The sequence below is a fragment of the Pseudonocardia sp. NPDC049154 genome (assembly GCF_040648315.1).
Taxonomy (GTDB): domain Bacteria; phylum Actinomycetota; class Actinomycetes; order Mycobacteriales; family Pseudonocardiaceae; genus Pseudonocardia.
Map to the genome: position 1 here is coordinate 16155 of NZ_JBEZDN010000010.1, position 23878 is coordinate 40032.

A 23878-nucleotide genomic window follows, 5' to 3' on the forward strand; every position below is an offset into this window, starting at 1 on the left:
CGGAGGCGATCAGCTCACCCGACTCCGCAGCCGACGCAGCTCCCCGCCCGCACACCCGCTCGCGCCCTCCACACCTCGCCGACGTCCGAGGGCGGGTCAGCGACCCGCCAAGATCCACACCTCGGCAGCGGAACGGCCGGAAGCCGAACGTTCCGCTGCCCGGTCATGGATCATCCGCAGTGATCACGGTCCTGGCGAGCAGGGTCTCGGTCAGCGGGGGCGACACCGCCCAGATCGTGATCATGAACGGGCCGATGTCGCCCGGCGCACCGTGATCCACATCCGGGGCGGACGTCGAACGTTCCGCTTCCCCACCGTGGATCACGCTCCGACGACCCCGCCCGGATCGCGGGCTCAGTCCAGACCGTGCTCCCGGCGGACGAGGGTGACGATCTCGTCCATCATCTCGGTGAGCTGGTAGTCCTTCGGCGTGAAGATCGCCGCCACCCCCTTCTCGCGAAGGGCCGCGGCGTCCTCGGCCGGGATGATGCCGCCGACGATGACCGGGACGTCGTCCGCGCCCTGGGCCCGCAGGCCCTCGACGACCGCGGGCACGACCTCGAGGTGCGAGCCGGACAGCACCGACAGCCCCACGACGTGCACGCCCTCCTGCACCGCGGCCGCGACGATCTGGGCCGGGGTGAGGCGGATGCCCTGGTAGACGACCTCGAAGCCGACGTCCCGGGCACGGACGGCGACCTGCTCGGCGCCGTTGGAGTGCCCGTCGAGCCCCGGCTTGCCCACCAGCATGCGCAGCCGCGAGCCCAGCTCGTCGCCGGTCGCCCGGACCCGCTCGCGCACCTCTGCGATCTCCACGGCCGCCTCCCCCGAAGCGACGGCCGCCGACACCCCGGTCGGCGCCCGGAACTCCCCGAACACCTCGCGCAGCGCCCCGGCCCACTCGCCGGTCGTCACGCCCGCCTTGGCGCAGTCGATCGAGACCTGCATGAGGTTCTCGTCCGTCTTGGCCGCGTCCTGGAGCCTCGTCAGCGCCTCGGACACCGCGGCCTGGTCCCGCGATGCCCGCCACTCCTCGATCGCGGCGATCGCGGCGGCCTCGGTGGCCGGGTCGACGGTCTCGATCGCCCCGCCCTCGCCCTGCAGCGGGCTGGGCTCCGTGGTGTCGAACTTGTTGACGCCGACCACCACGTCCTCGCCGGACTCGATGCGGCGCCGGCGCTCGGCGAGCGAGGTGACCAGCTCGCCCTTCATGTACCCGTTCTCGACGGCCGCGACCGCGCCGCCCATCTCCTGCACCCGGTCGATCTCCGCCTGCGCGGCGTCGACCAGCTCGGCCACCTTGGCCTCGATGACGTGCGAGCCGTCGAAGATGTCCTCGTACTCGAGCAGGTCCGTCTCGAACGCGAGCACCTGCTGCATGCGCAGCGCCCACTGCTGGTCCCACGGCCGCGGGAGGCCGAGCGCCTCGTTCCACGCGGGCAGCTGGATCGCCCGGGCGCGCGCGTCCCGGGACAGCGTGACCGCGAGCATCTCCAGCACGATCCGCTGGACGTTGTTCTCCGGCTGGGCCTCGGTGAGCCCCAGCGAGTTGACCTGCACGCCGTAGCGCAGCCGCCGCTGCTTCGGGTTCTCGACGCCGTAGCGCTCGCGGGTGATCGTGTCCCACAGCCGGCCGAGGGCGCGCATCTTGCACATCTCCTCGACGAACCGTAGCCCGGCGTTGACGAAGAACGAGATCCGCCCGACGACGTCGCCGAACCGCTCCTGCGGCACCTGCCCCGAGTCGCGCACCGAGTCCAGCACCGCGATGGCGGTGGAGAGCGAGTAGGCCAGCTCCTGCGCCGGCGTGGCGCCCGCCTCCTGCAGGTGGTAGCTGCAGATGTTGATCGGGTTCCACTTCGGGATCTCGGTGACCGACCAGGCCACCATGTCCGTGATCAGCCGCAGGCTCGGCGCCGGCGGGAACACGTACGTCCCGCGGGACAGGTACTCCTTGACGATGTCGTTCTGCGTCGTGCCGGCCAGCTTGGCGCGCACCTCGGCGTGGTCGAGCCCGGAGGCCTCGGCCTGCTCCTCGGCGACGGCGACGTAGAGCGCGAGCAGCCACATCGCCGGGGCGTTGATGGTCATCGAGGTGTTGGCCTCGGCGACCGGGATGCCGTCGAAGAGCGTGCGCATGTCGCCGATGTGACTGACCGGCACGCCGACCTTGCCGACCTCACCCTTGGCGAGCTCGTCGTCCGGGTCGTAGCCGGTCTGCGTCGGCAGGTCGAACGCGACGGACAGCCCCGTCTGCCCCTTGGCGAGATTGCGCCGGTAGAGCGCGTTGGACTTCTCCGCCGACGAGTGACCGGCATAGGTCCGGATCACCCAGGGGCGGTCGCGCTCTCGATCGGTCGGGTACGGCACCGGACACCTCCACGTCGAAGACCCCCGGATCGTACTGGCCGGTAGCCTCTGCCACCCCCGACGAACGGACGTCGTCACACCTGTCTGGGTGGAAAAGTACGCGACTTGCGCGGAAAAGTACGCACCCGGCCGGTCACACCGTCCGATCGGCCGGGCCGTCAGACCCGGTGGTACGCCGTCAGACCCGGTGGTACTTGGCGTCGAAGAAACAGAAGATGCCGTAGGCCGCGATCCCGAGCGCCACGAGACCGAGCAGCACGACGCCGAAGGGCTGGTCGGCGAGGGTCTTGAGCGCGCTGTCGAGCCCGTTGGCCTTGGCCGGGTCGAACGTGATCGCCGCGGAGACGATCAGCCCGCCCAGGATGCCGATCGCGATCCCCTTCGCGATGAAGCCGACCTGGCCGGTGCGCTCGTCGACCTTCCGCGCGTGCGGATGGACGCCGGCGAGGTCCTGGTCCTCGGTGAACTTCTTCTTCGCGCCGTGCCAGATCATCACGCCGCCGCCGATCATCACGCCGACACCCACTATCCCGACGATGACCTGGCCGCCCGGGAGGCCGAGCACGCCCGCGGTGGCCTGGCTGCCCCCGCCGCCACCCGCGTTCCCCTGGACCGCCGCGCGCACGGTGAGGACCGCGAGGGCGGCGTAGACGACGGCCTGGCCGGCGCTGGTCAGGCGCTTGACCAGCTTCTTCTTCTTGTCCTCGACGTAGCCGAAGCCGAACAGCGCGGTCGACAGCCGCCACAGCACCACGGCCACGAACCCGACGAACAGCACCCACAGCAGCACCCGTCCGAACGGCTGCTGCGCGAGTGTGGTGATCGCGCCGCTCTGGTCCGCCTGACCGCCCCCGCCCAGCGCCACCTGCAGCGCCAGCCACGCGATGAGCAGGTGCACCACGCCGTTGGCGGCGATCCCGACCCGCGCGCCCTTCCGCACGGGTTCGCTGTGGGAAGCCTTCGCGGCGTGCCGGTGCGCCCCGCGGGCGGCGGTGCCGACGGACCCGGCGACCTCGCCCACCTTCTCGCCGACGCCGCTGCTCGACGACTGGTCCGGCCGCTCCGACGCCCGGTCCGGCGTGCCGTCCGGACTCCGCCCCGCACCGTGCCTGCGCGAGGTGCGGGACGAGCGGTCCGGGCTGACGTCGGTCATCGGTTCCTCCGCGGTCATGCGTCCGGGTGAGGTATCACCCGGAGGTGACGCGGACTGTCGCACGCCGGGTGGGATCCGGCATCCCGGGCTAGTCCGTCGGAGGGAACGCCGGCCGCTACCGCTCGGGGTCGGCCGAGACCCGCCGGATGTCGGCGCCCAGCGACGCCAGGTTCTCGACGAACCGGGGGTACCCGCGGTCGATGTGGTCGACGTCCCACACCTCGGTCACGCCCTCCGCGCACAGCCCGGCGAGCACGAGGCCGGCGCCGGCCCGGATGTCGCTGGCCCACACCGGGGCGCTGGAGAGCTGCTCCACCCCGCGGACGACGGCGTGGTGGCCGTCCGTGCGGGCGTCGGCACCCAGCCGCACCATCTCGTCGACGAACCGGAACCGCGCCTCGAACACGTTCTCGGTGATCATGGACGTGCCGTCGGCCACCGCGGACAGCGCGATCGCCATCGGCTGCAGGTCCGTGGCGAAGCCCGGGTAGGGCAGCGTCACGAAGTCGACGGCCAGGGGCCGCCCGGCCATCGACACCGAGAACTCGTCGACGCCCGTGCGGGTCTCCGCGCCCGCGCTGCGCAGCTTGTCCAGGACGAGCTCGAGGTGGTGCGGGTCGACCCCCCGCACGGTGACCTCGCCGCGGGTCATCACCGCGGCGAAGGCCCAGGTGGCGCCGACGATCCGGTCGCCGATCACGCGGTGGGTGGTGGGCTGCAGGACGGGGACGCCGTGCACCGTGAGCGTCGACGAGCCGACGCCCTCGAGCTTGGCGCCCATCTGCTGCAACATCACGCACAGGTCCACGATCTCGGGCTCACGGGCGGCGTTGTCGATGACCGTGGTCCCCTCGGCCAGCACGGCCGCCATGAGGATGTTCTCGGTGGCCCCGACGCTCGGGAAGTCCAGCCAGATCTGCGCGCCGTGCAGGTCGTCCGCCTGCGCGACGACACGGCCGTGCTCGATCTCCGTGGTCGCGCCCAGCTTCCGCAGCCCGTTGGCGTGCATGTCGAGCGGCCGCGAGCCGATGGCGTCACCACCGGGCAGCGGGACGACGGCCTTGCGGCAGCGGGCCACCAGGGGGCCCAGCACGCACACCGAGGCCCGCAGCCGCGACACCGAGCGGTAGTCCGCCTGGGCGCCCGGCTGGGCCGGCACGTCGATGGTGACCGTGTCCCCCACGACCTCGACCGTGCAGCCGAGGCTGCGCAGCACGTCCGCCATCAGCGGGACGTCGAGGATCTCGGGGCAGTTCGTGATGGTCGTCGTGCCCTCGGCCAGCAGCGCCGCCGCCATCAGCTTCAGCACGCTGTTCTTGGCCCCGACGACGTCGACCGTCCCGGACAACCGGGCGCCGCCGCGGACCGCGAAATGCTCCGTCACGACGCCCGACGGTATCGGCTCCCGGCTCAGCTCCCGCCCTCGGGCCCACCCGGCTGCCAGAGCACGTCGCCCGCCGGGTTCGCGGCGCGGCAGAGGATGAACAGCAGGTCGGAGAGCCGGTTGAGGTACTTGGCGGTCAGCGGGTTGGTCCGCTCGGCGTCCGTCTCCAGGAGCGCCCAGACGCTGCGCTCCGCCCGCCGCGCGACCGTGCGGGCGACGTGCAGGTACGCCGCGCCGGGCGTGCCGCCGGGGAGGATGAACGACGCCAGCTTCGGCAGGTCCGCGTTGAACTCGTCGCACCAGCCCTCGAGCCGGGTGACGTACTTCTCGTCGATCCGCAGGGGCGGGTACTCCGGGTCGGGGACGATCGGCGCACAGAGGTCCGCGCCCACGTCGAACAGGTCGTTCTGGACCTGTCGCAGCGGCACGAGCAGCCGCTCGTCGAGCTGCCCGACGGTCACCGCGACGCCGACGGCCGCGTTGCACTCGTCCGTGTCGGCGTAGGCCGCGAGCCGGACACTCGTCTTCGGGACCCGGCTGAAGTCGCCGAGCGCGGTGGTCCCGTCGTCGCCGGTCTTGGTGTAGATCCTGGTCAGGTGCACGGCCATGGGCCGAGCCTAACCGGCGCCGCGCGCGCGGGCCCCGGCCCGAAGGGCAGGTCCGGTCAGCTGGCCTGCCGGTAGCCAGTGCTGCGGCCCGGCGGCGTGGCCTCGAGCCAGGCCAGGAAGCCGGTGAGGACGTCCTGGGACATGGCCAGCTCGACGTCCTCGCCGTGGTCCCGGCAGCGGAGCACCGCGGCGGCGTAGGGGATGGCGAAGGACTCCTCGGGCAACGGGCCCCGCCTGTCCACGATCTCGACCTCGGTGCGGTCGATGGCGACGGTCGGGCCCACCCGGAAGCTCGTCAGCCGGTACCAGGCGAACTCGTCCCCCCGGTAGCGCCCGACGCCGAAGTGCCAGTCCGTGACGGCGAAGCGGCGGCGCAGACACAGGTCCACACCGCCGCCCCGCATGAGTCGTACCCGCCGTACGGCGAGCCAGCCCAGCAGCAGGCACGCGAGCAGCAGCACGGCCCCGACGACGATCGCCACGGTCCCGGCCACTGTTGTGTCGACGCTCCCGCCTGCTGTCCGGGCCTACTGCCCGGCCGCGGCGGACTCGGCCGCCCGCAGCCGTACCTCGGCCCGCTTGCGCGCGGCCGCGCCCTCCTCGTCCGACGTGTCCGCGCGGTCGAGCGCAGCACGGGCGCGGCTGACGTCGATCTCGTCGGCCAGCTCGGCGAACTCGGCCAGGATCGACACGCGCTCCGGCGAGATCGACAGGAAGCCACCGTGCACGGCCACGGTGAGCGGCGAGCCGTCCACCGGGTCGATCCGGACGACGCCCGCCTCCTCGAGCTGCGCGAGCGTGGGCTCGTGGCCGGGCATGATGCCCAGCTCACCCTCGGTCGTGCGGGCGAGTACGAAGCTCGCCTCGCCCGACCAGAGCCGCCGCTCGACCGCGACCAGCTCCACGGTCATCTCAGCCATACGGTCAGCCCTCGAGCTTCTTGCGGTTCTTCTCGAGGTCCTCGAGACCACCGCAGAGGAAGAAGGCCTGCTCGGGCACGTCGTCGAACTCGCCCTTGGCGATCTTGTCGAACGACTCGATGGTCTCCTTGAGGGGGACCGTCGAGCCCGGCTGGCCGGTGAACTGCTCGGCGACCAGCAGGTTCTGCGACAGGAAGCGCTCGATCCGGCGGGCCCGGCCGACGAGCTGCTTGTCCTCCTCGGACAGCTCGTCGATACCGAGGATCGCGATGATGTCCTGCAGGTCGTTGTACTTCTGCAGGATCCGCTTGACCTCGTTGGCGACGCGGAAGTGCTCCTCGCCGATGTACTGCGGGTCCAGGATCCGCGAGGTCGAGGTCAGCGGGTCCACCGCCGGGTAGATGCCCTTCTGCGAGATGGGGCGGGAGAGCTCCGTCGTCGCGTCCAGGTGGGCGAACGTGGTGGCCGGCGCGGGGTCGGTGTAGTCGTCCGCGGGCACGTAGATCGCCTGCATCGAGGTGATCGAGCGGCCGCGGGTCGAGGTGATCCGCTCCTGCAGCTCGCCCATCTCGTCCGCCAGGGTCGGCTGGTAGCCCACCGCGGAGGGCATGCGGCCCAGCAGCGTGGAGACCTCGGAGCCGGCCTGGGTGAACCGGAAGATGTTGTCGATGAAGAGCAGCACGTCCTGGTCCTGCTCGTCGCGGAAGTACTCCGCCATCGTCAGCGCCGACAGGGCGACGCGCATACGCGTGCCCGGCGGCTCGTCCATCTGCCCGAACACCAGCGCGGTGTCGTTGATGACGCCGGACTCGGTCATCTCGGTGATGAGGTCGTTGCCCTCACGGGTGCGCTCGCCGACACCGGCGAACACCGACGTACCACCGAAGTTCTTGGCGACACGGGTGATCATCTCCTGGATGAGCACCGTCTTGCCCACGCCGGCGCCGCCGAACAGGCCGATCTTCCCGCCCTGCACGTACGGGGTGAGCAGGTCGATGACCTTGATGCCGGTCTCCAGCATCTCGGTCTTGCCCTCGAGCTGGTCGAAGTTCGGCGCCTTGCGGTGGATGCTCCACAGGTCACCGGTCGGCTTGAAGTCCGCGTCGTCCAGGCAGTCGCCGAGCGCGTTGAACACGTGCCCCTTGACCTGGTCGCCGACCGGCACCGAGATGGGTCGGCCGAGGTCCTCGACCGCCTGGCCACGGACGAGGCCGTCCGTCGGCTGCATGGAGATCGCGCGGACCAGGTTGTCGCCCAGGTGCAGGGCGACCTCCAGGGTCAGCGTCTTCGCCAGGTCGCCGAACTCCACCTTCACCTGGAGGGCGTTGTAGAGGTCCGGGACGGCGTTGCGCGGGAACTCGACGTCGACGACCGGGCCCGTGACCCGGACGACGCGGCCCGTTGTCGTGCCGGCGGCCGTGTTCTCAACGGTGGCGGTCATCAGCTCTCACTTCCTGCGCTGACGAGAGCGTCGGCGCCACCGACGATCTCGCTGATCTCCTGGGTGATCTGGGCCTGACGGGCCTGGTTGGCCTCCAGCGTCAGGGTACGGATGAGTTCGTTCGCGTTGTCGGTCGCGGCCTTCATGGCCCGCTGCCGGTTGGCCGACTCCGACGCCGCCGACTCGAGCATCGCCGCGAACAACCGCGCCCCGACGTACTTCGGCAGGAGCGCGTCGAACAGCACGTCCGCACTCGGCTCGAACGCGTAGAGCCGCGCCGGGCCGTCGCCCGCCGAGGGGCCCGACTCACCCGGCCGGACACCCGTCGCGCCGCCCGTCTCGGTCTCGGACGTCGTGGCGTCGACCCCGTCGCCCTCGCCGACGTACTCGACCTCCATCGGCGCCATCCGCCGCGCCTGCGGCACCTGGTTCACCATGTTGCGGAACTGCGTGTAGACGAGGTGCAGCTCGTCGACGCCGCGGACCCCGTCGTCGCCGTCGGAGTCCTCGGTGTCGTCCGCACCCGCCATGAACGCCTTCACCAGGGTCCGCGCCACCTCGGCGGCGTTCTCGTAGTTCGGCTGCTCCGAGAACCCGGTCCAGGAGGCCTCGATCGGCCGCCGGCGGAACCGGTAGTAGTTCACGCCCTTGCGCCCGACGACGTAGAGCACCGGCTCCTTGCCCTGGTCGCGCAGGAGCGACTGGAGCTGCTCGGCCTCCTTGAGCACGTTGGCGTTGTAGCCGCCGGCCTGGCCACGATCACTCGTCACGACGAGGACCGCGGCACGCTTCGGGTTCTCCCGCTCGACGAGGAGGGGGTGGTCGAGCGCCGAGTTGCTGGCCAGCTCGGTGAGCGTGGCCGTCATCTGCTCGGCGTACGGCTTGGCCTCCTCGACGCGCGCCCGGGCCTTCGCGATCCGGGAGGTCGCGATGAGCTCCATCGCGCGCGTGATCTTCTTGATGGACTGCGTCGACCTGATCCGCCGCCGCAGCACACGGATCTGTGCCGCCATCGGTCCCTACCCGTCAGCTCGAAGCCGGCGCCGGCTTGTTGACCTTGACCGTCTCCTGGTCGACCTGGTCCTCGTCGAGGGCCTCGGCCTTCTCCTCCTTGACCACGGAGGAGCCGTCGGACGCGGTGAAGTTCTTCTTGAACTCGTCCACCAGGCCCTTGAGCCGGTCCACGTTCTCGTCCTTCAGGAGCCCGGTGTCCCGGATCTCGGCGAGGACGCCCTCGTGGTTGCGCCGCAGGTGGTCGAGGAATTCGCTCTCGAAGCGCGAGACGTCGCCGACCGGGACGGTGTCGAGCTGGCCGGAGGTGCCGAGCCAGATCGAGACGACCTCGTCCTCGACCGCGAACGGGGCGTACTGCGACTGCTTGAGCAGCTCCACCAGGCGCTCGCCGCGGCCCAGCGCGGCGGCCGACGCGGCGTCGAGGTCCGAACCGAAGGCGGCGAAGGCCTCCAGCTCGCGGTACTGCGACAGGTCCAGGCGCAGCGAGCCGGACACCGACCGCATCGCCTTGATCTGCGCCGAGCCGCCGACCCGGGAGACCGAGATGCCGACGTTGATCGCCGGCCGGACACCCTGGTTGAACAGGTCCGACTCGAGGAAGACCTGGCCGTCGGTGATGGAGATGACGTTCGTCGGGATGTACGCCGACACGTCGTTCGCCTTGGTCTCGATGATCGGGAGGCCGGTCATCGAGCCCGCGCCGAGGTCGTTCGACAGCTTGGCGCAGCGCTCCAGCAGGCGGGAGTGCAGGTAGAAGACGTCGCCCGGGTAGGCCTCGCGGCCCGGCGGGCGGCGCAGCAGCAGCGAGATCGCGCGGTACGCCTCGGCCTGCTTCGACAGGTCGTCGAAGACGATGAGCACGTGGTTGCCGGCGTACATCCAGTGCTGGCCGAGCGCCGAGCCGGTGTACGGGGCGAGCCACTTGAAGCCGGCCGGGTCGGACGCCGGGGCCGCGACGATCGTCGTGTACTCGAGCGCGCCCGCGTCCTCCAGCGACTGCCGGATACCGGCGATCGTGGAACCCTTCTGGCCGATGGCGACGTAGATGCAGCGGACCTGCTTCTTGGGGTCGCCCGACTCCCAGTTCTGCCGCTGGTTGATGATCGTGTCGACGCAGACCGCGGTCTTGCCGGTCTTGCGGTCGCCGATGATCAGCTGACGCTGGCCGCGGCCGATGGGGGTCATCGCGTCGATGGCCTTGATGCCGGTCTGCAGCGGCTCGCGGACCTCCTGGCGCTCCATCACGGAGGCGGCCTGGAGCTCCAGCACGCGGCGGCCCTCGGCCTCGATGTCGCCCAGGCCGTCGATCGGGGCGCCCAGCGGGTCGATGACCCGGCCGAGGAACTTGTCGCCGACCGGCACCGAGAGGATCTCGCCGGTCCGCTTGACCTGCTGGCCCTCCTCGATCCCGGCGTAGTCGCCCAGGATCACGGCGCCGATCTCCCGCGCGTCGAGGTTCAGCGCGACACCCCGCACGCCCCCCGCGAACTCGAGGAGCTCGTTGGTCATCGCCGAGGGCAGGCCCTCGACGTGGGCGATGCCGTCACCGGTGTCGGAGACGGTGCCCACCTCTTCGCGGGAGGTCCCGGTCTCCAGCGACGAGACGTAGCTGGAGATCGCACTCCGGATCTCCTCCGGGGAGATCGTCAGCTCTGTCATGGCTGTCGTCTGTTCCTTCTCTTCGAAACGTGGGGCGGTCAGCTCGGGATCGACCGGCGGGCCGCGGCGAGCTTGCCGGACACGCTGCCGTCGATGACCTCGTCGCCGACCCTGATGACCATGCCGCCCAGCAGGCTCTCGTCGAGCTCCACCTGCAACGCGATGTCCCGGCCGTAGAGGCGCGTGAGGGACGCGCTGAGCTGCTGCTCCTGCGCCTCGCTCAGGGCGACCGCCGTGCGCACGTAGGCGACCGAGCGGTTGCGCCGGGCCGCGGCGAGCTCGGACAGCTCCTCCGCGGCGACGTCGAGGTGCCGGGCCCGCGGGGTCCGCACCAGGTCCCGCAGCAGGGCCGCGGTGACCGGATAGACCTTGGTGCCCAGCACCGAGTCCAGCAGCCGGACCCGGTTGTCCGCCGGCACGGCCGCGTCGGACAGCAGGGCCGTGAGCTGCGGCTCGCGCTCCAGGATCCGGCCGAACCGGAACAGCTGGTCCTCGACGTCGTCGAGGGCGCGCTGCTTCTCGGCGGCGGCCAGCAGCGCGGTGCGGGCCAGCGACTCGGTCGCCTCGACCAGGTCGGCCGGGCCGGACCAGCGGGCCCCGACCAGGTCCCCGACGCTCTCCAGGGTGGCCGGCGAGACCTTGCCGGCGAGCACGTTGCCGGCGAGCCGGCCGCGCTGCTCCGACGAGGTGGCCGGGTCCGAGAAGGCCCGGCGCAGGCTGCGCTCGGCGACCAGCAGCCGGGTGACGGCGTAGAGCTCCTCGCCCAGCTTCTGCCGGTCCCCCGCGGCGAGCGGGCCGAGTCGGGTCTCGAACCGCTGCGAGACCTCGCCCAGCGACTCGCGGCTGGTGGCGGCCAGGACGAGCGCCATCAGCTCGCCCCGGTCGTCTGGGGCGGGGCCATCGCGTCGAGCTCCGAGAGGAAGCTGTCGACGGTGGCCGACCGGCGCGACGGGTCGGCGAGCTCCGACCCGAGGATGCGCTCGGCCAGCTCGGCGGACAGGCCACCGATCTCGCCGCGGAGCGAACGCTCCGCGGCCTCGCGCTGCGCCACGACCTGCTCCTCGGCACGCGCCCGGATCCGCGCGACCTCGTCCTCGGCCTCGGTGCGCAGCTCGGCCTTGATCTGCTGGGCCTCGGCCCGGGCGTCGTCGCGGATGCGCGCCGCCTCGGCCCGCGCACCGGCGAGCTGGTCCTCGTACTTCTTCTTCAGCGCATCGGCCTCGGCCTGCGCCGACTCGGCCCGCTTGAGGCCGCCCTCGATCTGGTCCGTGCGCTCCGCGTACAGCTTCTCGAATTGCGGGAACACGGTCTTCGCGAGGACCCAGAACAGCAGGCCGAACGCGACGAGACCGACGATGATCTCGGCGAGGTGCGGGACGAGCGGGTTCAGCTCCTCCGCGGCGATTGTCATGGTGTGCTCCTCCGCGTCACCTGTGGTTCAGGGGGTGCGTCAGAGGGCGAAGGCGAGCACCAGGCCCAGAATCGCGAGGGCCTCGGAGAGGGCGAAGCCGATGAACGCGATGCCCTGGAGCTGGCCACGGGCCTCCGGCTGGCGGGCGACGCCGTTGATGAAGGCCGCGAAGACGATGCCGACGCCGATACCCGGGCCGATGGCCGAGAGGCCGTAGCCGATGGCGTTCAGGTTACCGGTGATCATTGCGCTTTCCTTTCGATCCGGGTCCGCGGCCGTCCCGCGGTTCCGAAGGGTCTCTGGGGTGGGACTCGACGGGACCTAGTGGTCGTCCGCGAGGACGGTGCCGATGTACGACGCCGTGAGCATGACGAAGATGTACGCCTGGATGACCTGCACGAACGCCTCGAAGAACGTGAAGACGATCGCCATCAGGAAGGCGAACGGGGACAGCACCTTCAGCTGCCAGTCCCCCGCGTGCAGCAGCATGTACTCGCCACCCAGGACGAACAGCAGCAGCAGCAGGTGGCCGGCGAACATGTTGCCGAAGAGCCGCAGCGACAGCGTGACCGGCCGCAGGACCAGGTTCGACAGGAACTCGATCGGCGTGAGGATGATCCGGACCCACCACGGCACGTCCGGAGGCCAGGTCGACAGGCGCACGTAGCCGCCGAACCCGTGCTTCTTGATGCCCGCGTACGTGAACACGACGTACACGAGCGCCGCCAACGCGTAGGGCACGCCCGGGTGCGAGAAGGTGGGGAACTGGATGAACGGAATGATCCCGAACAGGTTGTTCACCAGGATGAAGGCGAACAGCGCGGTCAGGAACGGCACGTACTTGACGAAGTCGCGCCCGCCGATCATGTCCCGCGCGATCGTGTTCCGGACGAGGCCGTGGAAGGCCTCGCCGAGGAACTGCGTCTTCCCCGGCACGAGCGCGGGCCTGCGCACGGCCACCAGGAAGAACGCGGCGATGATGACCGCCGCGAGCACGAGCTCCAGGACCGGCTTGGTCACGGGCCCGAAGACCGGCGGCAGCTGGAAGTCCTCGACCCCCGGGGCTTCGAACCCCGGCGCCGGGGCGGTGGCCGTCGTGGTCACCCAATGCTCCTTCCGGTTCCGCCGTCCGGGGAGCCGGACCCTGCGGAATCGAGACGATCAGGACTTAACGTACCTGACGTAGATCAAGTACATCGAGGCCGCCGTACCGACCAGCAGGCCGGCCACGGTGAAGCCCCGTAGGTCGAGCAGTTCGTCCACCGCCCACCCGATTCCCCCGAAGAGGAGGATTCCGGTCAGGAGGTGCGACAGAGCGGTCCAGGCCTCGCCGGGCGGCGGCGTGTTCCCCGGCGTCCCGCCGGGTCCGCCGCTCGCCTTGTGCGGCCGTTCCTGCTCCATCACGGGGGACCCTATCAGCCGGGTTACGGCTCACTTACCCGGTACGACCTGCCGTGACGACCCCCGGCGGCCCGATCCTTACCCTCCGGCACCCCCACGGGCGCCCGACGTCGCTCTATCGCCTGTAGAAGTTCCGGGAGCGTGTGACGCACGTCGCTGTGAGAGCGCCATCACGGACATCTCGGACACCGCGGACAGGATCCGCAACATCACCCGTTCAGCCCAACGAGTGAGGCCCGACGACCTGCGCGGATGCGTGCGAAAGACCCCGTCAGACGTCGACGGACGGAGCCTTCGCGCGCACGAACCCGACCACCTCGCCGGCGATCCAGCCGACGGTGACGCCCAGGAGGCTGAAGGCGAAGGTCTGGTTGTCGAAGAGGGTCGTACCCCGGAAGACGAGCAGGAAGACCAGCAGGATCACGAACTTGCCGGCGAACGACGCCATCGCGCCCACCATCACGCCGCCGGGCGTCGCGCGGGCCGTCCCCTTCATCACCGCGGTGCCGATGAACCCGAGGGCCAGCCCGATCACCACCCCGAGCAGGCTCCCGATCAGGCCGGGGACCCCGCGCAGCAGCACCGACAGGACGAGCGCCACCACGCTGACGGCGACGCCACCCACGATCGCGGCCTTCTGCATGGCGGCGGCCAGCCGCAGCACGGTACGGACGTGCGGCTGCTCGGCCGCGGGGGCGGGGTCCGGGTTCTCGCTCATGGTCACTCCTCGTCGGCCGGGACGGGCCGCTCGTCTCAGGTCCGCCCGGTGGCTCGCGGCGGGGCGCCGGGGCGGGGCGGCCCCGCGGACCCGGCCCGTCGCGCGGTACGGGCGCGCGGCACGGCGGTGGCGAGCACCGCCACGCCCAGGCCGAGCGCGACCGCCCACAGCACGAAGGCAGGGTCGTCGATCAGGGCGAGCGCCACCGCGCCGAACGCGAGGATGCCCGCCCACAGGTAGATCAGGAGCACCGCGCGCCGCTGGCTGTGCCCGATCTCCAGCAGCCGGTGGTGCAGGTGCATCTTGTCAGGCGAGAAGGGGCTCATCCCGGCCCGGGTGCGCCGGACGACCGCCATCAGCAGGTCCAGCAGGGGCACGAACACCACCGCGGCCAGCACGATGAGCGGGGCGAAGAGCGCCAGGACGTCCGTGCCGTCCGTGGTCGTGGTGATCGGGATCTTGCCCGACGCGCTCGTCGTCGCGGCGGCGAGCATGAGCCCGATCAGCATCGAGCCGGAGTCGCCCATGAAGATGCGGGCCGGGTTGAAGTTGTGCGGCAGGAACCCCAGGCAGGCCCCCGCCAGCACGGACGCCATCAGCGCGGGCGGGTAGGCCGCCGCGTCGTTGCCGTTCTCGCGGACCAGGCCGATCGCGAAGGCACAGGTCGCTGTGGCGGCGATGAGGCCGATGCCGGCGGCGAGCCCGTCGAGCCCGTCGACGAAGTTCATGGCGTTGACCAGGGCGACGGTCAGCACCACCGTGAGCACGACGCCCTGCTCGGGTCCCAGCGACAGGATCGAGCCGGAGATGCCGGTGCCGCCGCCGCCCCACGGGATCCAGAACACCGAGAACTGCACGCCGAACAGCACCAGCACGCCCGCCGCGGTGACCTGGCCGGCGGCCTTGGTGACGGCGTCGAGCTCGAAGCGGTCGTCCAGGGCGCCCACCGCGACGAGCAGCGCGGCCGCGAGCAGCACGCCCTGGACGTCCCGCGAGTAGTCGAAGGCCAGGCGCAGCGCGGGCAGCTGGGCGGCCAGCCCGATGCCGGCGAGCACGCCGCCGAACATCGCCAGCCCGCCCCACCGCGGCGTCGGCGTGACGTGGACGTCCCGGCCGCGGGGCCAGGCCACGGCGCCGAGCCGCAGCGCCAGCACCCGCACCAGGCCGACCAGCAGGAACGTCACGACGGCGGCGGCCAGCCCGACCAGCAGGTACTCCCGGATCGGGAGCCCCAACCCGAAGGAGGACTGGCCGTACGAGGACTGGGCGAGCTCCACCGCGGGCGCGCGGGCCGGGTCAGCCGCGCGGGTAGGCGGGCGCGCGTGAGACCAGGCTGGAGACGGCCTCCGCGACGTCCGCGAGCTCGCGGTCGCCCGCCGCGGTGCCGTGCTCCGCCTTGACGGCGCGCGCCAGCAGCGAGGCGATCTCCGCCATGTCCGACTCGACCATGCCCTGAGTGGTCGTGCTGGGCGAGCCCACCCGGATGCCCGAGGGCTTCATCGGCGGGGCCGGGTCGTACGGGATGGCGTTCTTGTTCAGCGTGATGCGGGCGAGATCGCAGCGGGCCTCGGCCTCGCCGCCGGTCACGCCGATCGGGCGCAGGTCGATCAGCGCGAGGTGCGTGTCGGTGCCGCCGGAGACGGCGCGCATGCCCTCGGCCTCGAGGCCCTTGGCCAGCGCCTGGGCGTTGGCGATGACCTGGTTCGCATAGGCCTGGTAGGCGGGCTGCGCCGCCTCCTTCATCGCGACGGCCTTCGCCGCCACCGAGTGCATGAGCGGCCCGCCCTGGGAGAACGGGAAGACGGCCTTGTCGATCGCCTTCGCGTGCTCCTCGCGGGCGAGGATCATGCCGCCGCGCGGGCCGCGCAGGACCTTGTGCGTGGTCGCGGTGACGACGTCGGCGAACGGCACCGGCGACGGGATCGCCTTGCCGGCGACCAGGCCGATGAAGTGCGCGGCGTCGACCATCAGCTTGGCGCCGACCTCGTCGGCGATCTCGCGGAACCGCGCGAAGTCGATCAGCCGCGGGTAGGCCGTGGCGCCGGCGATGATGATCTTCGGCTTGTGTTCCAGCGCCAGGTCGCGGACCTGGTCGTAGTCGATGAGCTCGGAGTCCTCGCGGACCGTGTAGGACACGGCGTGGAACCAGAGGCCCGAGAAGTTGACCTTGCTGCCGTGGGTGAGGTGGCCACCCTGCTTGAGGTCCATGGCCAGCACGGTGTCGCCGGGCTTGGCGAAGGCCGCGTAGGCGGCGAGGTTCGCGCTGGCGCCGGAGTGCGGCTGCAGGTTGACGTGCTCGGCGCCGAACAGCGCCTTCGTGCGCGCGTTGCCGATCTCCTCGGCCTGGTCCACCACCTGGCAGCCGCCGTAGTAGCGGCGGCCCGGGTAGCCCTCGGCGTACTTGTTCGAGAGCGTGGACCCGAGCGCCGCGAGGACGGCCGGACTGGTGAGGTTCTCGCTGGCGATCAGCTGCAGTCCGCCGCGGAGGCGCTCCAGCTCGTCGAGGACGACGCCGGCGATCTCCGGGTCCTCCTGCTGCAGGGCTCCGAAGTCCGGACCCCAGAACGGCACGTCCTGACCGGGGGCGTTCTCGCTGTGCGCACTCACGGTGGACCAGGCTACCTGCGGTTCCTGCCCGTCCGACGAGGACCCGCTCACAAATCCGAGGTCCTGCGGAGCGTCACCGGGTCGTGCACGGACGGTACGAACGAGGACGGCCTTCGGATCGGTGCTCGCTGATGTGGACACCGCTCCGGGACGCTGGGAGACTCCGCCCATGACCTCCCCCCGCTCCGCGCCCCGGACGGCCCGCGAGCGCGTCCGCGCGCAGCTCACCGCCGAGATCGTCGACGTCGCCCGGACACACCTCGCCACCTCGGGCGCGGCGGCGCTGTCGCTGCGGGCCGTCGCGCGGGAGCTGGGGATGGTGTCGTCGGCGGTCTACCGGTACTTCCCCAGCCGGGACGACCTGCTCACCACGCTGATCATCGAGGGCTACGACGCGCTGGGCGAGGCCGCCGAGCTCGCCGAGGCCGCCGTCGCGCGGGAGGACCTGCTGGGCCGCTGGCACGCGGCCTGCACCGCAGCCCGGAGCTGGGCTTTGGCGCACCCGCACGAGTACGCGCTGCTCTACGGCTCCCCCGTGCCCGGGTACTCGGCCCCGCAGGACACCACGGGCCCGGCGGGACGGGTCGCGCTCGTGCTCGCCGGCGTGGTGCGGGACGGGATCGCCTCCGGCACCGTCACTCCCCCGCCCGGCGGCGACGACGCCACCATCCGCCCCGGCCTGCTCGACGAGCTCGGCCTCCCGGGCGGCACGGGGCTCGGCGGGCGCCTGGTGCTGGCCTGGTCGGGCCTCTTCGGCGCCATCGGCTTCGAGCTCTTCGGCCACACCCACAACGTCGTCGTGGCGCACGAGGAACACTTCCACGCCCTGTCGACCCGCCTAGCCGCCGAGGTGGGTCTCCCGAGCTGAGTGGGACCTCGGAGCTGTTCGATCATGAGCCGACAGCTCTGATGTCCCGCTCGAGGTAGCGGGCGCGCTCGCTGCGGAGGCCGGCGACCAGGCGGACCGTGGCCTGCGGCGTGCGCAGGACGTCCGCGCCCAGCAGACGGAGGGTGTGCCAGCCGAGCTGTGCGGTGCGGGCGTCGCGCTGCCGGTCGAGCGTGTCGTCGTGCTCGTCGCCGTCGTACTCGATCGCGAGCAGCGCCTCCGGGTAGGCCAGGTCGAAGCGAACGCGTCGACCGTCCCTGGTGCGGATCTCGTGCTGCACGGCGGGCGCCGGCAACCCGGCCAGGACGAGCAGGAGCCGCATCCGGGTCTCCATCGGCGACTCGGCACGCGCATCGGCGAGGGCCACGACGCGATCCAGCCGGGCGGACCCGCGTGCTCCGGGCCGTGCCTCGCGCAGCCGCAGCAGGTCGCCGGGGACGAACGGCGCGGGCTGCCGGCGCTTCCGCCGCGCCAGCGCGTCGACCGCGACCACGGCCTCGACCAGGTCCAGGCGCCGCGCGAGGTCCCATGCGGTGCGCAGCGGCGAGGTGGCCGCCCACCCACCGTCCCGCCAGACCTCGCCCGGGCCGGTGGTGCCCCGGTGCACGACGAGGCCGGCGTGTGCGCGGACGTGCCCGGGGACCAGGACCTCCGCCGGTGCGTTCCGTGGACCGCAGGACCGGCCGAGGAGTTCGGCCGCGGCCCATCCCGCTGCGACGCCTCCACAGCGCTCGACCAGGAGGAAGCCCGCCCGCGCCCGGAGCACCGCGCTGTCCTCGGCCTCCGCGGCCACGTAGACGTCCGGGAAGAGCCTGCGGAAGCGCGGTCCCCGCAGCATCGCCTTCGTCAGGCGACCCGCCGCCACCGCTTCCGATCCGCGGAACGGAACGTCGTCCATGCGCGCAGCGTGCGCGCGCTCCCGTCGCGGCGAGGCAGGTTCGGCTCAGCCGTTGGCGATCGTGAAGTGGGACGGGAGTGCTGTCCGACCATGATCGAACAGCGCTGGTGTCCCGGTCAGCCGAGGGGGACGTCCTGGCCCACGACCTCGGCGACCTGGGCGCGGGTCACCGCGCCCTCGCGGAGGATGCGGGGCTGCTTGCCGGTCAGGTCGACGATGGTGGAGGCCACCGGGTCGCCGCTGGGGCCGCCGTCGAGGTAGAGGGCCACGGAGGAGGCGAGCTGGTCGAGGGCCTCGGCGGCGGTGCTCGCGGGCGGGCGGCCGGAGATGTTCGCGCTGCTCACCGCCATGGGGCCGACCTCGCGGAGCAGCTCGAGCGCCACCGGGTGCAGCGGCATCCGCAGCATCACGGTGCCCTTGGTGGAGCCGAGGTCCCAGGACAGCGACGGCGCGTGCGGCAGCACGAGGGACAGCCCGCCCGGCCAGAACGCCTCGATCAGCGCGCGGGCGGTCGCGGGGACGCCGAGGACCAGGCCGTCGATCGTGGACCACGACCCGACCAGCACCGGCACCGGCATGTCCGGGCCGCGGTGCTTGGCGGCGAGCAGGCTGCGGACCGCGGTCGAGGAGAAGGCGTCGCAGCCCAGGCCGTACACGGTGTCCGTCGGCAGCACGACGAGCTGTCCGGCCCGTACGGCGCGCGCGGCGGCAGCCAGCCCCTCGAGGCGGGCGTCGGGGTCGGAGCAGTCGTAGACGGGAACGGCCGGAGCAGTCACGTCGGGCACCCTACGACCGCGCCCCCACGGCCTCACCCGCACCCCCGTGACATGCACGAACGGCACTTTCGCTCACGAGGCGTGAGCGAGAGCGCCGCTCGCCTACAGGGGGGTGGTGCGGCGGGCGGTGGCGAAGCGGGGGCGGCCGTTGAGGTCGGCGTGCTCCTGGACGTCCGTGAGGACCTTGCGCCGCCGGAGCAGGGCGGGGACGGACTCGCCGTGGGTGTCGTCGTGCTCGATCGCGAGCCCGCCGCCGTAGCGCAGCAGGGTCGCGGCCAGCGAGATGACGGCGGGGATGAGGGCGAGCCCGTCCGCCCCGCCGAACACGGCGACGGCCGGGTCCCACTCGGCGACCTCGGGCGGCACCGCCGTCCCTTCCGGCACGTACGGCGGGTTGCACACCACGAGGTCGACGCGGGCCTCGAGCTCGGGCAGCGGGTCCGCCCAGCGGACGTCCGCGGCGTGCAGCGTGATGCGGTCGCCGTGCGCCGCGATGTTCCGCCGCGCCCAGCTCAGGGCGCCGGGATCGATGTCGACGGCGTGCACCCGCGCGTCCGGACGGCTCTCGGCGAAGGCGAGCGCGAGCGCCGCAGTGCCGGTGCACAGGTCCACGACCAGCGGGTTCTCGACGCCGCGGAGCTGCCGCAGACCCCACTCGAGGAGCAGTTCGGTCTCCGGGCGCGGCGTGAACACGCCGCGCCCGACGGCGACCTCGACCGGCCCGAGCACGGCGGTGCCGAGGACGTGCTGCAGCGGTTCGCGGGTGGCGCGCCGGGCGACGAGCCGGCGCAGCTCCTCCACCTGCGGCATATCGACGAGCGGGTGCAGCATCAGCCGCCCGCGCGGCACGCCGACGACGTGCGAGGCCAGGAACTCCGCCTCCACCCGGGGCGACTCGATCCCTGCCGCCGCCAGCGACCGCTCGGCCTCCGCGATCGCCACCCGCAGGGGCTCCCGGCTCACGCGTGCCTCACGTGCCCTCGTCGGCGGCGGCGATCGCCTCGGCCCGCTCGGCCCTCGTCAGCGCGCCGACGACGTCGTCGAGGTCGCCGTCGAGCACCGCGGAGAGGTTGTGCGCCTTGTAGCCCACCCGGTGGTCGGAGATCCGGTTCTCCGGGAAGTTGTACGTGCGGATGCGCTCCGACCGGTCGACCGTCCTGACCTGCGACTTCCGCTCCGCCGACGCGGCCGCGGCCTGCTCGGCCTCGTGCAGCGCCTGCAGCCGGGACCGCAGCACCTCCATGGCGCGCGCCCGGTTCTGCAGCTGCGAGCGCTCGTTCTGGCAGCTCACGACGATCCCGGTGGGCAGGTGCGTGATGCGCACCGCCGAGTCCGTGGTGTTGACGCTCTGCCCGCCGTGCCCGGACGAGCGGAACACGTCCACCCGGATGTCGTTCTCGTCGACCTCGACCTCGGCATCCTCACCGGTGTCGGGGTAGACGAGCACGCCGGCGGCGGAGGTGTGGATGCGCCCCTGCGACTCGGTGACCGGGACGCGCTGCACCCGGTGCACGCCGCCCTCGAACTTCAGCGCGGACCAGACGCCGTCCGGCGTCGGCGTCCGGGACCTGAGCAGCAGGGTGATGTCCTTGTAGCCGCCGAGGTCGGAGCCGACGGAGTCGAGCACCTCGACCTTCCAGCCGCGGCGCTCCGCGTAGCGGGTGTACATGCGCACGAGGTCGCCCGCGAACAGCGCCGACTCCTCGCCGCCCTCGCCGGACTTGACCTCCATGACGACGTCGGCGCCGTCGTGCGGGTCGCGCGGGACCAGCAGCTCGGCGAGCCGGGCCTCCAGGCCCGGGATGCGCTCCGCGATCTCCGCCGCCTCGGCGGCGAACGCCTGGTCCTCGGCGGCCAGCTCGCGGGCGGCGGCCTCGTCCGACCGCGCCCCGGCCAGTTCGCGCGCCACGGCGACGACCGGGCCGAGCTCGGCGTAGCGCCGGCCGAGCTTGCGGGCGGTGGCCGCGTCGGCGTGCACCGCCGGATCGGCCAGCCGCGTCTCCAGCTCGGCATACTCGTCGATCAGCGCGTCCACGCCTGCCGCGCTGCTGCTCACCGCCACCACGTACCCCCGTTCTCCCGGTCGTCACCCCTGACATGCGAACGGCGCCCGGCCCCTGAGGAGGGGACGGGCGCCGGACGGGAAAGCTACTTGGCGGCCTTGCGCTTGCCGTAGCGCGCCTCGAAGCGGGCGACGCGACCACCGGAGTCCAGGATCCGCTGCTTGCCCGTGTAGAAGGGGTGGCAGGCGGAGCAGGTCTCGACGGTCATCGAGCCGCTGGTCTTGGTGCTGCGGGTGGTGAACGAGTTGCCGCAACCGCAGGTGACCTGGGTCTCGACGTACTGGGGGTGGATGCCCTCACGCATGGGGATGTTCCTCTCGAAGATCGGCCGCCGGGTCTCACACCCCTCGCCGTTCGGGGGTTTCCGAGGGCGGAGCCCCCGGATGTGGGTGAACCGGAGCCGGATGCGTACAGCCCTATTCAACCACCCGGCCCCGGCGGGGATTCCCACCGGGGCCGGGCGTCGAGACGCGGGTCAGTCGTCGTTGCCGAAGTTCCCCGGCGTGGTCTTCTGGACCTGCATGAGGAACTCGATGTTGGTGCGGGTCTTGCGGAGCTGACCCAGCACCAGCTCGATCGCCTGCTGGTGGTCGAGCGCGGCGAGCACGCGGCGGAGCTTGACGCTGATGGCGAACTCGTCGCCGGACATCAGCAGCTCCTCCTTCCGGGTGCCGGACGCGTCGACGTCGATCGCCGGGAAGATCCGCTTGTCCGCGAGCTTGCGGTCCAGCTTGAGCTCGGCGTTGCCGGTGCCCTTGAACTCCTCGAAGATCACCGTGTCCATCGTCGAGCCGGTCTCGACCAGCGCGGTGGCGAAGATGGTCAGCGAGCCGCCGTCCTCGATGTTCCGCGCCGCGCCCAGGAACCGCTTCGGCGGGTAGAGCGCGGTCGAGTCGACACCACCGGACAGGATCCGGCCCGACGCGGGGGCGGCCAGGTTGTAGGCGCGGCCCAGGCGGGTGATCGAGTCCAGCAGGACGACGACGTCGTGCCCCAGCTCCACCAGCCGCTTCGCGCGCTCGATGGCGAGCTCGGCGACCGCGGTGTGGTCCGACGGCGGGCGGTCGAAGGTCGAGGCGATGACCTCGCCCTTCACCGACCGCTGCATGTCGGTGACCTCCTCCGGCCGCTCGTCGACGAGGACGACCATGAGGTGGCACTCGGGGTTGTTGGTGGTGATCGCGTTGGCGATCGACTGCAGCACCATCGTCTTGCCGGCCTTCGGCGGCGAGACGATCAGCGCGCGCTGGCCCTTGCCGATCGGCATGACCAGGTCGATGACCCGGGTGGTGAGCTTCGACGGCTCGGTCTCCAGGCGCAGCCGCTCGTTCGGGTAGAGCGGGGTGAGCTTGGTGAACTCCGCCCGCTGCTTGCCCGACTCCGGGTCGCGCCCGTTGATGGTGTCGATGCGCACCAGCGGGTTGAACTTCTGCCGCTGCTGCTCGCCCTCGCGGGGCTGGCGGACGGCGCCGGTGATCGCGTCGCCGCGGCGCAGGCCGTGCTTGCGGACCATCGACAGCGACACGTAGACGTCGTTCGGTCCGGACAGGTAGCCGGTGGTCCGGACGAACGCGTAGTTGTCCAGGATGTCGACGATGCCGGCCACCGGGAGCAGGACGTCGTCGTCGCGCACCTCGGTGTCGACGTTGCGCTCGCCGCCCCCGCGGGTGTCGCGGTCGCGGCCCCGGCGGCGGTCCCGGAAGCGGCGCCCGCGGCGGCCGCGGCCGTCGCCGTCGTCGTCGCCGTCGTCGTCCGCCCGGGAGTCCCGCGGCTCGTTCCGGCCGTCGCCGCGGTTGTCGCCACGGCTGTCGTTGCGGTCGGTGCGCTCGGTGCGGTTGCGCCCGCCGCCCTCGCCGCGGTCGGTGCGCTCGTTGCGGTTGCGGCCGCGGTTGCGCCCGCCCTCGCCGTCCCGGTCGGACCGCTCGCCACGGTCGGACTTCTCCTTCTCGGGCGCGCCGACGCTTGCGGCCACCGCCTCGAGGGCGTCCGACTGCGGCTCGCCACCGGAGCGGCGACGGGTCTGGCGGCGACGGCCGCCCTCCTCGCCCTCCGACGACTCGGCGGGCTGCCCGCCGGACTGCTCGGCGGCCGGGGCGACGCCGTTGGCGGCCTGCTCGGGCGCCTGCCCGTTGACCTGCCCGTTCGCCACGTCGGCGGCCGGGGCGACCCCGTTGACGCCGGGGGTCGGCTTGGGCTCCGGGGCGCCCGCGGGCCGGCTCGCCGCGCGGCGGCGCCGGGTCGGGGCGGGAGCCTCGCCGGAGGCGGCGGGGGTGTCGGCCGCCTGCTCGGCAGGCTTCTCGGCCGGAGCCGCGGTCTCCACGGCGGGCGCCGAGGCGGCCTCGACGCTCTCGGCCTTGGCCGCGCGGGTGCGGCGCGGCTTGACGGGCGCGGTGTCCTCGCCGCCGTCGAGCGGGAGCTGGTCGGCGGCGGCGGCCTTCCTCGAGGTCCGCTTCGCCGGCCCGGCGCCCTGCTTCTCCTTGATGGCGGCGATGAGGTCGCCCTTCCGCATCCCGGCGATGTCCGGGATGTTCAGCTCTCCGGCGAGCTGGCGCAGGTCGGCGAGGACCAT

Annotated in this window: 24 protein-coding genes; 1 reads left to right on the forward strand and 23 read right to left on the reverse strand. The window is 72.2% G+C overall.

Annotation, left to right across the window (positions count from 1 at the left end):
- Positions 1-354 precede the first annotated feature (354 nt).
- The 17 genes from AB0B41_RS08005 to glyA form a co-directional block, all read right to left on the reverse strand.
- The gene (locus AB0B41_RS08005) at positions 355-2370 is read right to left on the reverse strand and encodes a protein meaA (protein ID WP_358200293.1); all 2016 of its coding nucleotides are present in this window, start codon (positions 2368-2370) and stop codon (positions 355-357) included.
- Positions 2371-2548: 178 nt separating this feature from the next.
- A complete protein-coding gene (locus AB0B41_RS08010; RefSeq protein WP_358200295.1) occupies positions 2549-3523 on the reverse strand; it encodes a DUF1206 domain-containing protein in 975 nt (324 codons plus the stop codon).
- A 115-nt stretch (positions 3524-3638) separates the two neighbouring features.
- Positions 3639-4907, reverse strand: coding sequence for a UDP-N-acetylglucosamine 1-carboxyvinyltransferase (murA, locus tag AB0B41_RS08015; RefSeq protein WP_358200297.1), 1269 nt, complete (start codon positions 4905-4907; stop codon positions 3639-3641).
- A gap of 26 nt (positions 4908-4933) precedes the next feature.
- Positions 4934-5515: a cob(I)yrinic acid a,c-diamide adenosyltransferase gene (locus AB0B41_RS08020; RefSeq protein WP_358200299.1), complete on the reverse strand. Its 582-nt coding sequence runs from the start codon at positions 5513-5515 to the stop codon at positions 4934-4936.
- 56 nt (positions 5516-5571) lie between these two features.
- Positions 5572-6009, reverse strand: coding sequence for a DUF2550 domain-containing protein (locus AB0B41_RS08025; protein ID WP_358200301.1), 438 nt, complete (start codon positions 6007-6009; stop codon positions 5572-5574).
- 33 nt (positions 6010-6042) lie between these two features.
- Entirely contained in the window at positions 6043-6435 is a 393-nt protein-coding gene (locus tag AB0B41_RS08030; protein WP_358200303.1) for a F0F1 ATP synthase subunit epsilon, read from the reverse strand.
- 4 nt (positions 6436-6439) lie between these two features.
- Positions 6440-7876 (reverse strand): F0F1 ATP synthase subunit beta, encoded by a 1437-nt coding sequence (gene atpD, locus AB0B41_RS08035; RefSeq protein ID WP_358200305.1) that lies wholly within the window; start codon positions 7874-7876, stop codon positions 6440-6442.
- Positions 7876-8889: a F0F1 ATP synthase subunit gamma gene (locus AB0B41_RS08040; protein ID WP_358200307.1), complete on the reverse strand. Its 1014-nt coding sequence runs from the start codon at positions 8887-8889 to the stop codon at positions 7876-7878. Before AB0B41_RS08040 ends, atpD begins: the two co-directional genes overlap by 1 nt.
- A 13-nt stretch (positions 8890-8902) precedes the next feature.
- A complete protein-coding gene (gene atpA / locus AB0B41_RS08045) occupies positions 8903-10549 on the reverse strand; it encodes a F0F1 ATP synthase subunit alpha (RefSeq protein ID WP_358200309.1) in 1647 nt (548 codons plus the stop codon).
- A gap of 38 nt (positions 10550-10587) precedes the next feature.
- Positions 10588-11418, reverse strand: coding sequence for a F0F1 ATP synthase subunit delta (locus AB0B41_RS08050; protein WP_358200311.1), 831 nt, complete (start codon positions 11416-11418; stop codon positions 10588-10590).
- Positions 11418-11960, reverse strand: coding sequence for a F0F1 ATP synthase subunit B (locus AB0B41_RS08055; RefSeq protein WP_358200313.1), 543 nt, complete (start codon positions 11958-11960; stop codon positions 11418-11420). Before AB0B41_RS08055 ends, AB0B41_RS08050 begins: the two co-directional genes overlap by 1 nt.
- 39 nt (positions 11961-11999) lie before the next feature.
- Positions 12000-12206: an ATP synthase F0 subunit C gene (gene atpE / locus AB0B41_RS08060; RefSeq protein ID WP_037044700.1), complete on the reverse strand. Its 207-nt coding sequence runs from the start codon at positions 12204-12206 to the stop codon at positions 12000-12002.
- A gap of 75 nt (positions 12207-12281) precedes the next feature.
- Positions 12282-13064, reverse strand: a complete 783-nt coding sequence (gene atpB, locus AB0B41_RS08065) for a F0F1 ATP synthase subunit A (RefSeq protein WP_358200315.1) — start codon at positions 13062-13064, stop codon at positions 12282-12284.
- 57 nt (positions 13065-13121) lie between these two features.
- On the reverse strand, positions 13122-13361 hold the full coding sequence (locus AB0B41_RS08070) for an AtpZ/AtpI family protein (RefSeq protein WP_358200317.1): 240 nt from the start codon (positions 13359-13361) through the stop codon (positions 13122-13124).
- 271 nt (positions 13362-13632) lie between these two features.
- On the reverse strand, positions 13633-14079 hold the full coding sequence (locus tag AB0B41_RS08075) for a hypothetical protein (protein WP_358200318.1): 447 nt from the start codon (positions 14077-14079) through the stop codon (positions 13633-13635).
- A gap of 35 nt (positions 14080-14114) precedes the next feature.
- A complete protein-coding gene (locus tag AB0B41_RS08080; protein WP_358200321.1) occupies positions 14115-15356 on the reverse strand; it encodes an MraY family glycosyltransferase in 1242 nt (413 codons plus the stop codon).
- A gap of 19 nt (positions 15357-15375) precedes the next feature.
- On the reverse strand, positions 15376-16686 hold the full coding sequence (gene glyA / locus AB0B41_RS08085; RefSeq protein WP_358200323.1) for a serine hydroxymethyltransferase: 1311 nt from the start codon (positions 16684-16686) through the stop codon (positions 15376-15378).
- Between the two features lie 169 nt (positions 16687-16855).
- On the opposite strand from glyA, the gene AB0B41_RS08090 reads away from it, so the two are divergent.
- On the forward strand, positions 16856-17554 hold the full coding sequence (locus AB0B41_RS08090; protein WP_358200325.1) for a TetR/AcrR family transcriptional regulator: 699 nt from the start codon (positions 16856-16858) through the stop codon (positions 17552-17554).
- A gap of 22 nt (positions 17555-17576) precedes the next feature.
- Here the strand turns inward: AB0B41_RS08090 and AB0B41_RS08095 are convergent, their stop codons facing one another.
- From AB0B41_RS08095 to rho, 6 genes are all read right to left on the reverse strand, one after another.
- Positions 17577-18470, reverse strand: coding sequence for a hypothetical protein (locus tag AB0B41_RS08095; RefSeq protein WP_358200327.1), 894 nt, complete (start codon positions 18468-18470; stop codon positions 17577-17579).
- A gap of 116 nt (positions 18471-18586) precedes the next feature.
- Positions 18587-19246 (reverse strand): L-threonylcarbamoyladenylate synthase, encoded by a 660-nt coding sequence (locus tag AB0B41_RS08100; RefSeq protein WP_358200329.1) that lies wholly within the window; start codon positions 19244-19246, stop codon positions 18587-18589.
- A 102-nt stretch (positions 19247-19348) separates the two neighbouring features.
- On the reverse strand, positions 19349-20209 hold the full coding sequence (gene prmC / locus AB0B41_RS08105) for a peptide chain release factor N(5)-glutamine methyltransferase (RefSeq protein ID WP_358200330.1): 861 nt from the start codon (positions 20207-20209) through the stop codon (positions 19349-19351).
- A 7-nt stretch (positions 20210-20216) separates the two neighbouring features.
- Positions 20217-21311, reverse strand: coding sequence for a peptide chain release factor 1 (gene prfA, locus AB0B41_RS08110; protein ID WP_358200332.1), 1095 nt, complete (start codon positions 21309-21311; stop codon positions 20217-20219).
- An 83-nt stretch (positions 21312-21394) separates the two neighbouring features.
- A complete protein-coding gene (gene rpmE, locus AB0B41_RS08115; RefSeq protein WP_037044689.1) occupies positions 21395-21613 on the reverse strand; it encodes a 50S ribosomal protein L31 in 219 nt (72 codons plus the stop codon).
- Between the two features lie 171 nt (positions 21614-21784).
- Positions 21785-23878 (reverse strand): transcription termination factor Rho, encoded by a 2094-nt coding sequence (rho, locus tag AB0B41_RS08120; RefSeq protein ID WP_358200481.1) that lies wholly within the window; start codon positions 23876-23878, stop codon positions 21785-21787.

Excerpts from the sequence above, each read along its gene's own strand:
- AB0B41_RS08010 (WP_358200295.1), bottom strand. The coding sequence starts at position 3,523 with ATGACCGACGTCAGCCCGGACCGCTCGTCCCGCACCTCGCGCAGGCAC.
- AB0B41_RS08020 (WP_358200299.1), bottom strand. The coding sequence starts at position 5,515 with ATGGCCGTGCACCTGACCAGGATCTACACCAAGACCGGCGACGACGGG.
- AB0B41_RS08030 (WP_358200303.1), bottom strand. The coding sequence starts at position 6,435 with ATGGCTGAGATGACCGTGGAGCTGGTCGCGGTCGAGCGGCGGCTCTGG.
- atpD (WP_358200305.1), bottom strand. The coding sequence starts at position 7,876 with ATGACCGCCACCGTTGAGAACACGGCCGCCGGCACGACAACGGGCCGC.
- AB0B41_RS08040 (WP_358200307.1), bottom strand. The coding sequence starts at position 8,889 with ATGGCGGCACAGATCCGTGTGCTGCGGCGGCGGATCAGGTCGACGCAG.
- atpA (WP_358200309.1), bottom strand. The coding sequence starts at position 10,549 with ATGACAGAGCTGACGATCTCCCCGGAGGAGATCCGGAGTGCGATCTCC.
- AB0B41_RS08050 (WP_358200311.1), bottom strand. The coding sequence starts at position 11,418 with ATGGCGCTCGTCCTGGCCGCCACCAGCCGCGAGTCGCTGGGCGAGGTC.
- AB0B41_RS08055 (WP_358200313.1), bottom strand. The coding sequence starts at position 11,960 with ATGACAATCGCCGCGGAGGAGCTGAACCCGCTCGTCCCGCACCTCGCC.
- atpE (WP_037044700.1), bottom strand. The coding sequence starts at position 12,206 with ATGATCACCGGTAACCTGAACGCCATCGGCTACGGCCTCTCGGCCATC.
- AB0B41_RS08070 (WP_358200317.1), bottom strand. The coding sequence starts at position 13,361 with ATGGAGCAGGAACGGCCGCACAAGGCGAGCGGCGGACCCGGCGGGACG.
- AB0B41_RS08075 (WP_358200318.1), bottom strand. The coding sequence starts at position 14,079 with ATGAGCGAGAACCCGGACCCCGCCCCCGCGGCCGAGCAGCCGCACGTC.
- AB0B41_RS08090 (WP_358200325.1), top strand. The coding sequence starts at position 16,856 with ATGACCTCCCCCCGCTCCGCGCCCCGGACGGCCCGCGAGCGCGTCCGC.
- AB0B41_RS08095 (WP_358200327.1), bottom strand. The coding sequence starts at position 18,470 with ATGGACGACGTTCCGTTCCGCGGATCGGAAGCGGTGGCGGCGGGTCGC.
- rpmE (WP_037044689.1), bottom strand. The coding sequence starts at position 21,613 with ATGCGTGAGGGCATCCACCCCCAGTACGTCGAGACCCAGGTCACCTGC.
- rho (WP_358200481.1), bottom strand. The coding sequence starts at position 23,878 with ATGGTCCTCGCCGACCTGCGCCAGCTCGCCGGAGAGCTGAACATCCCG.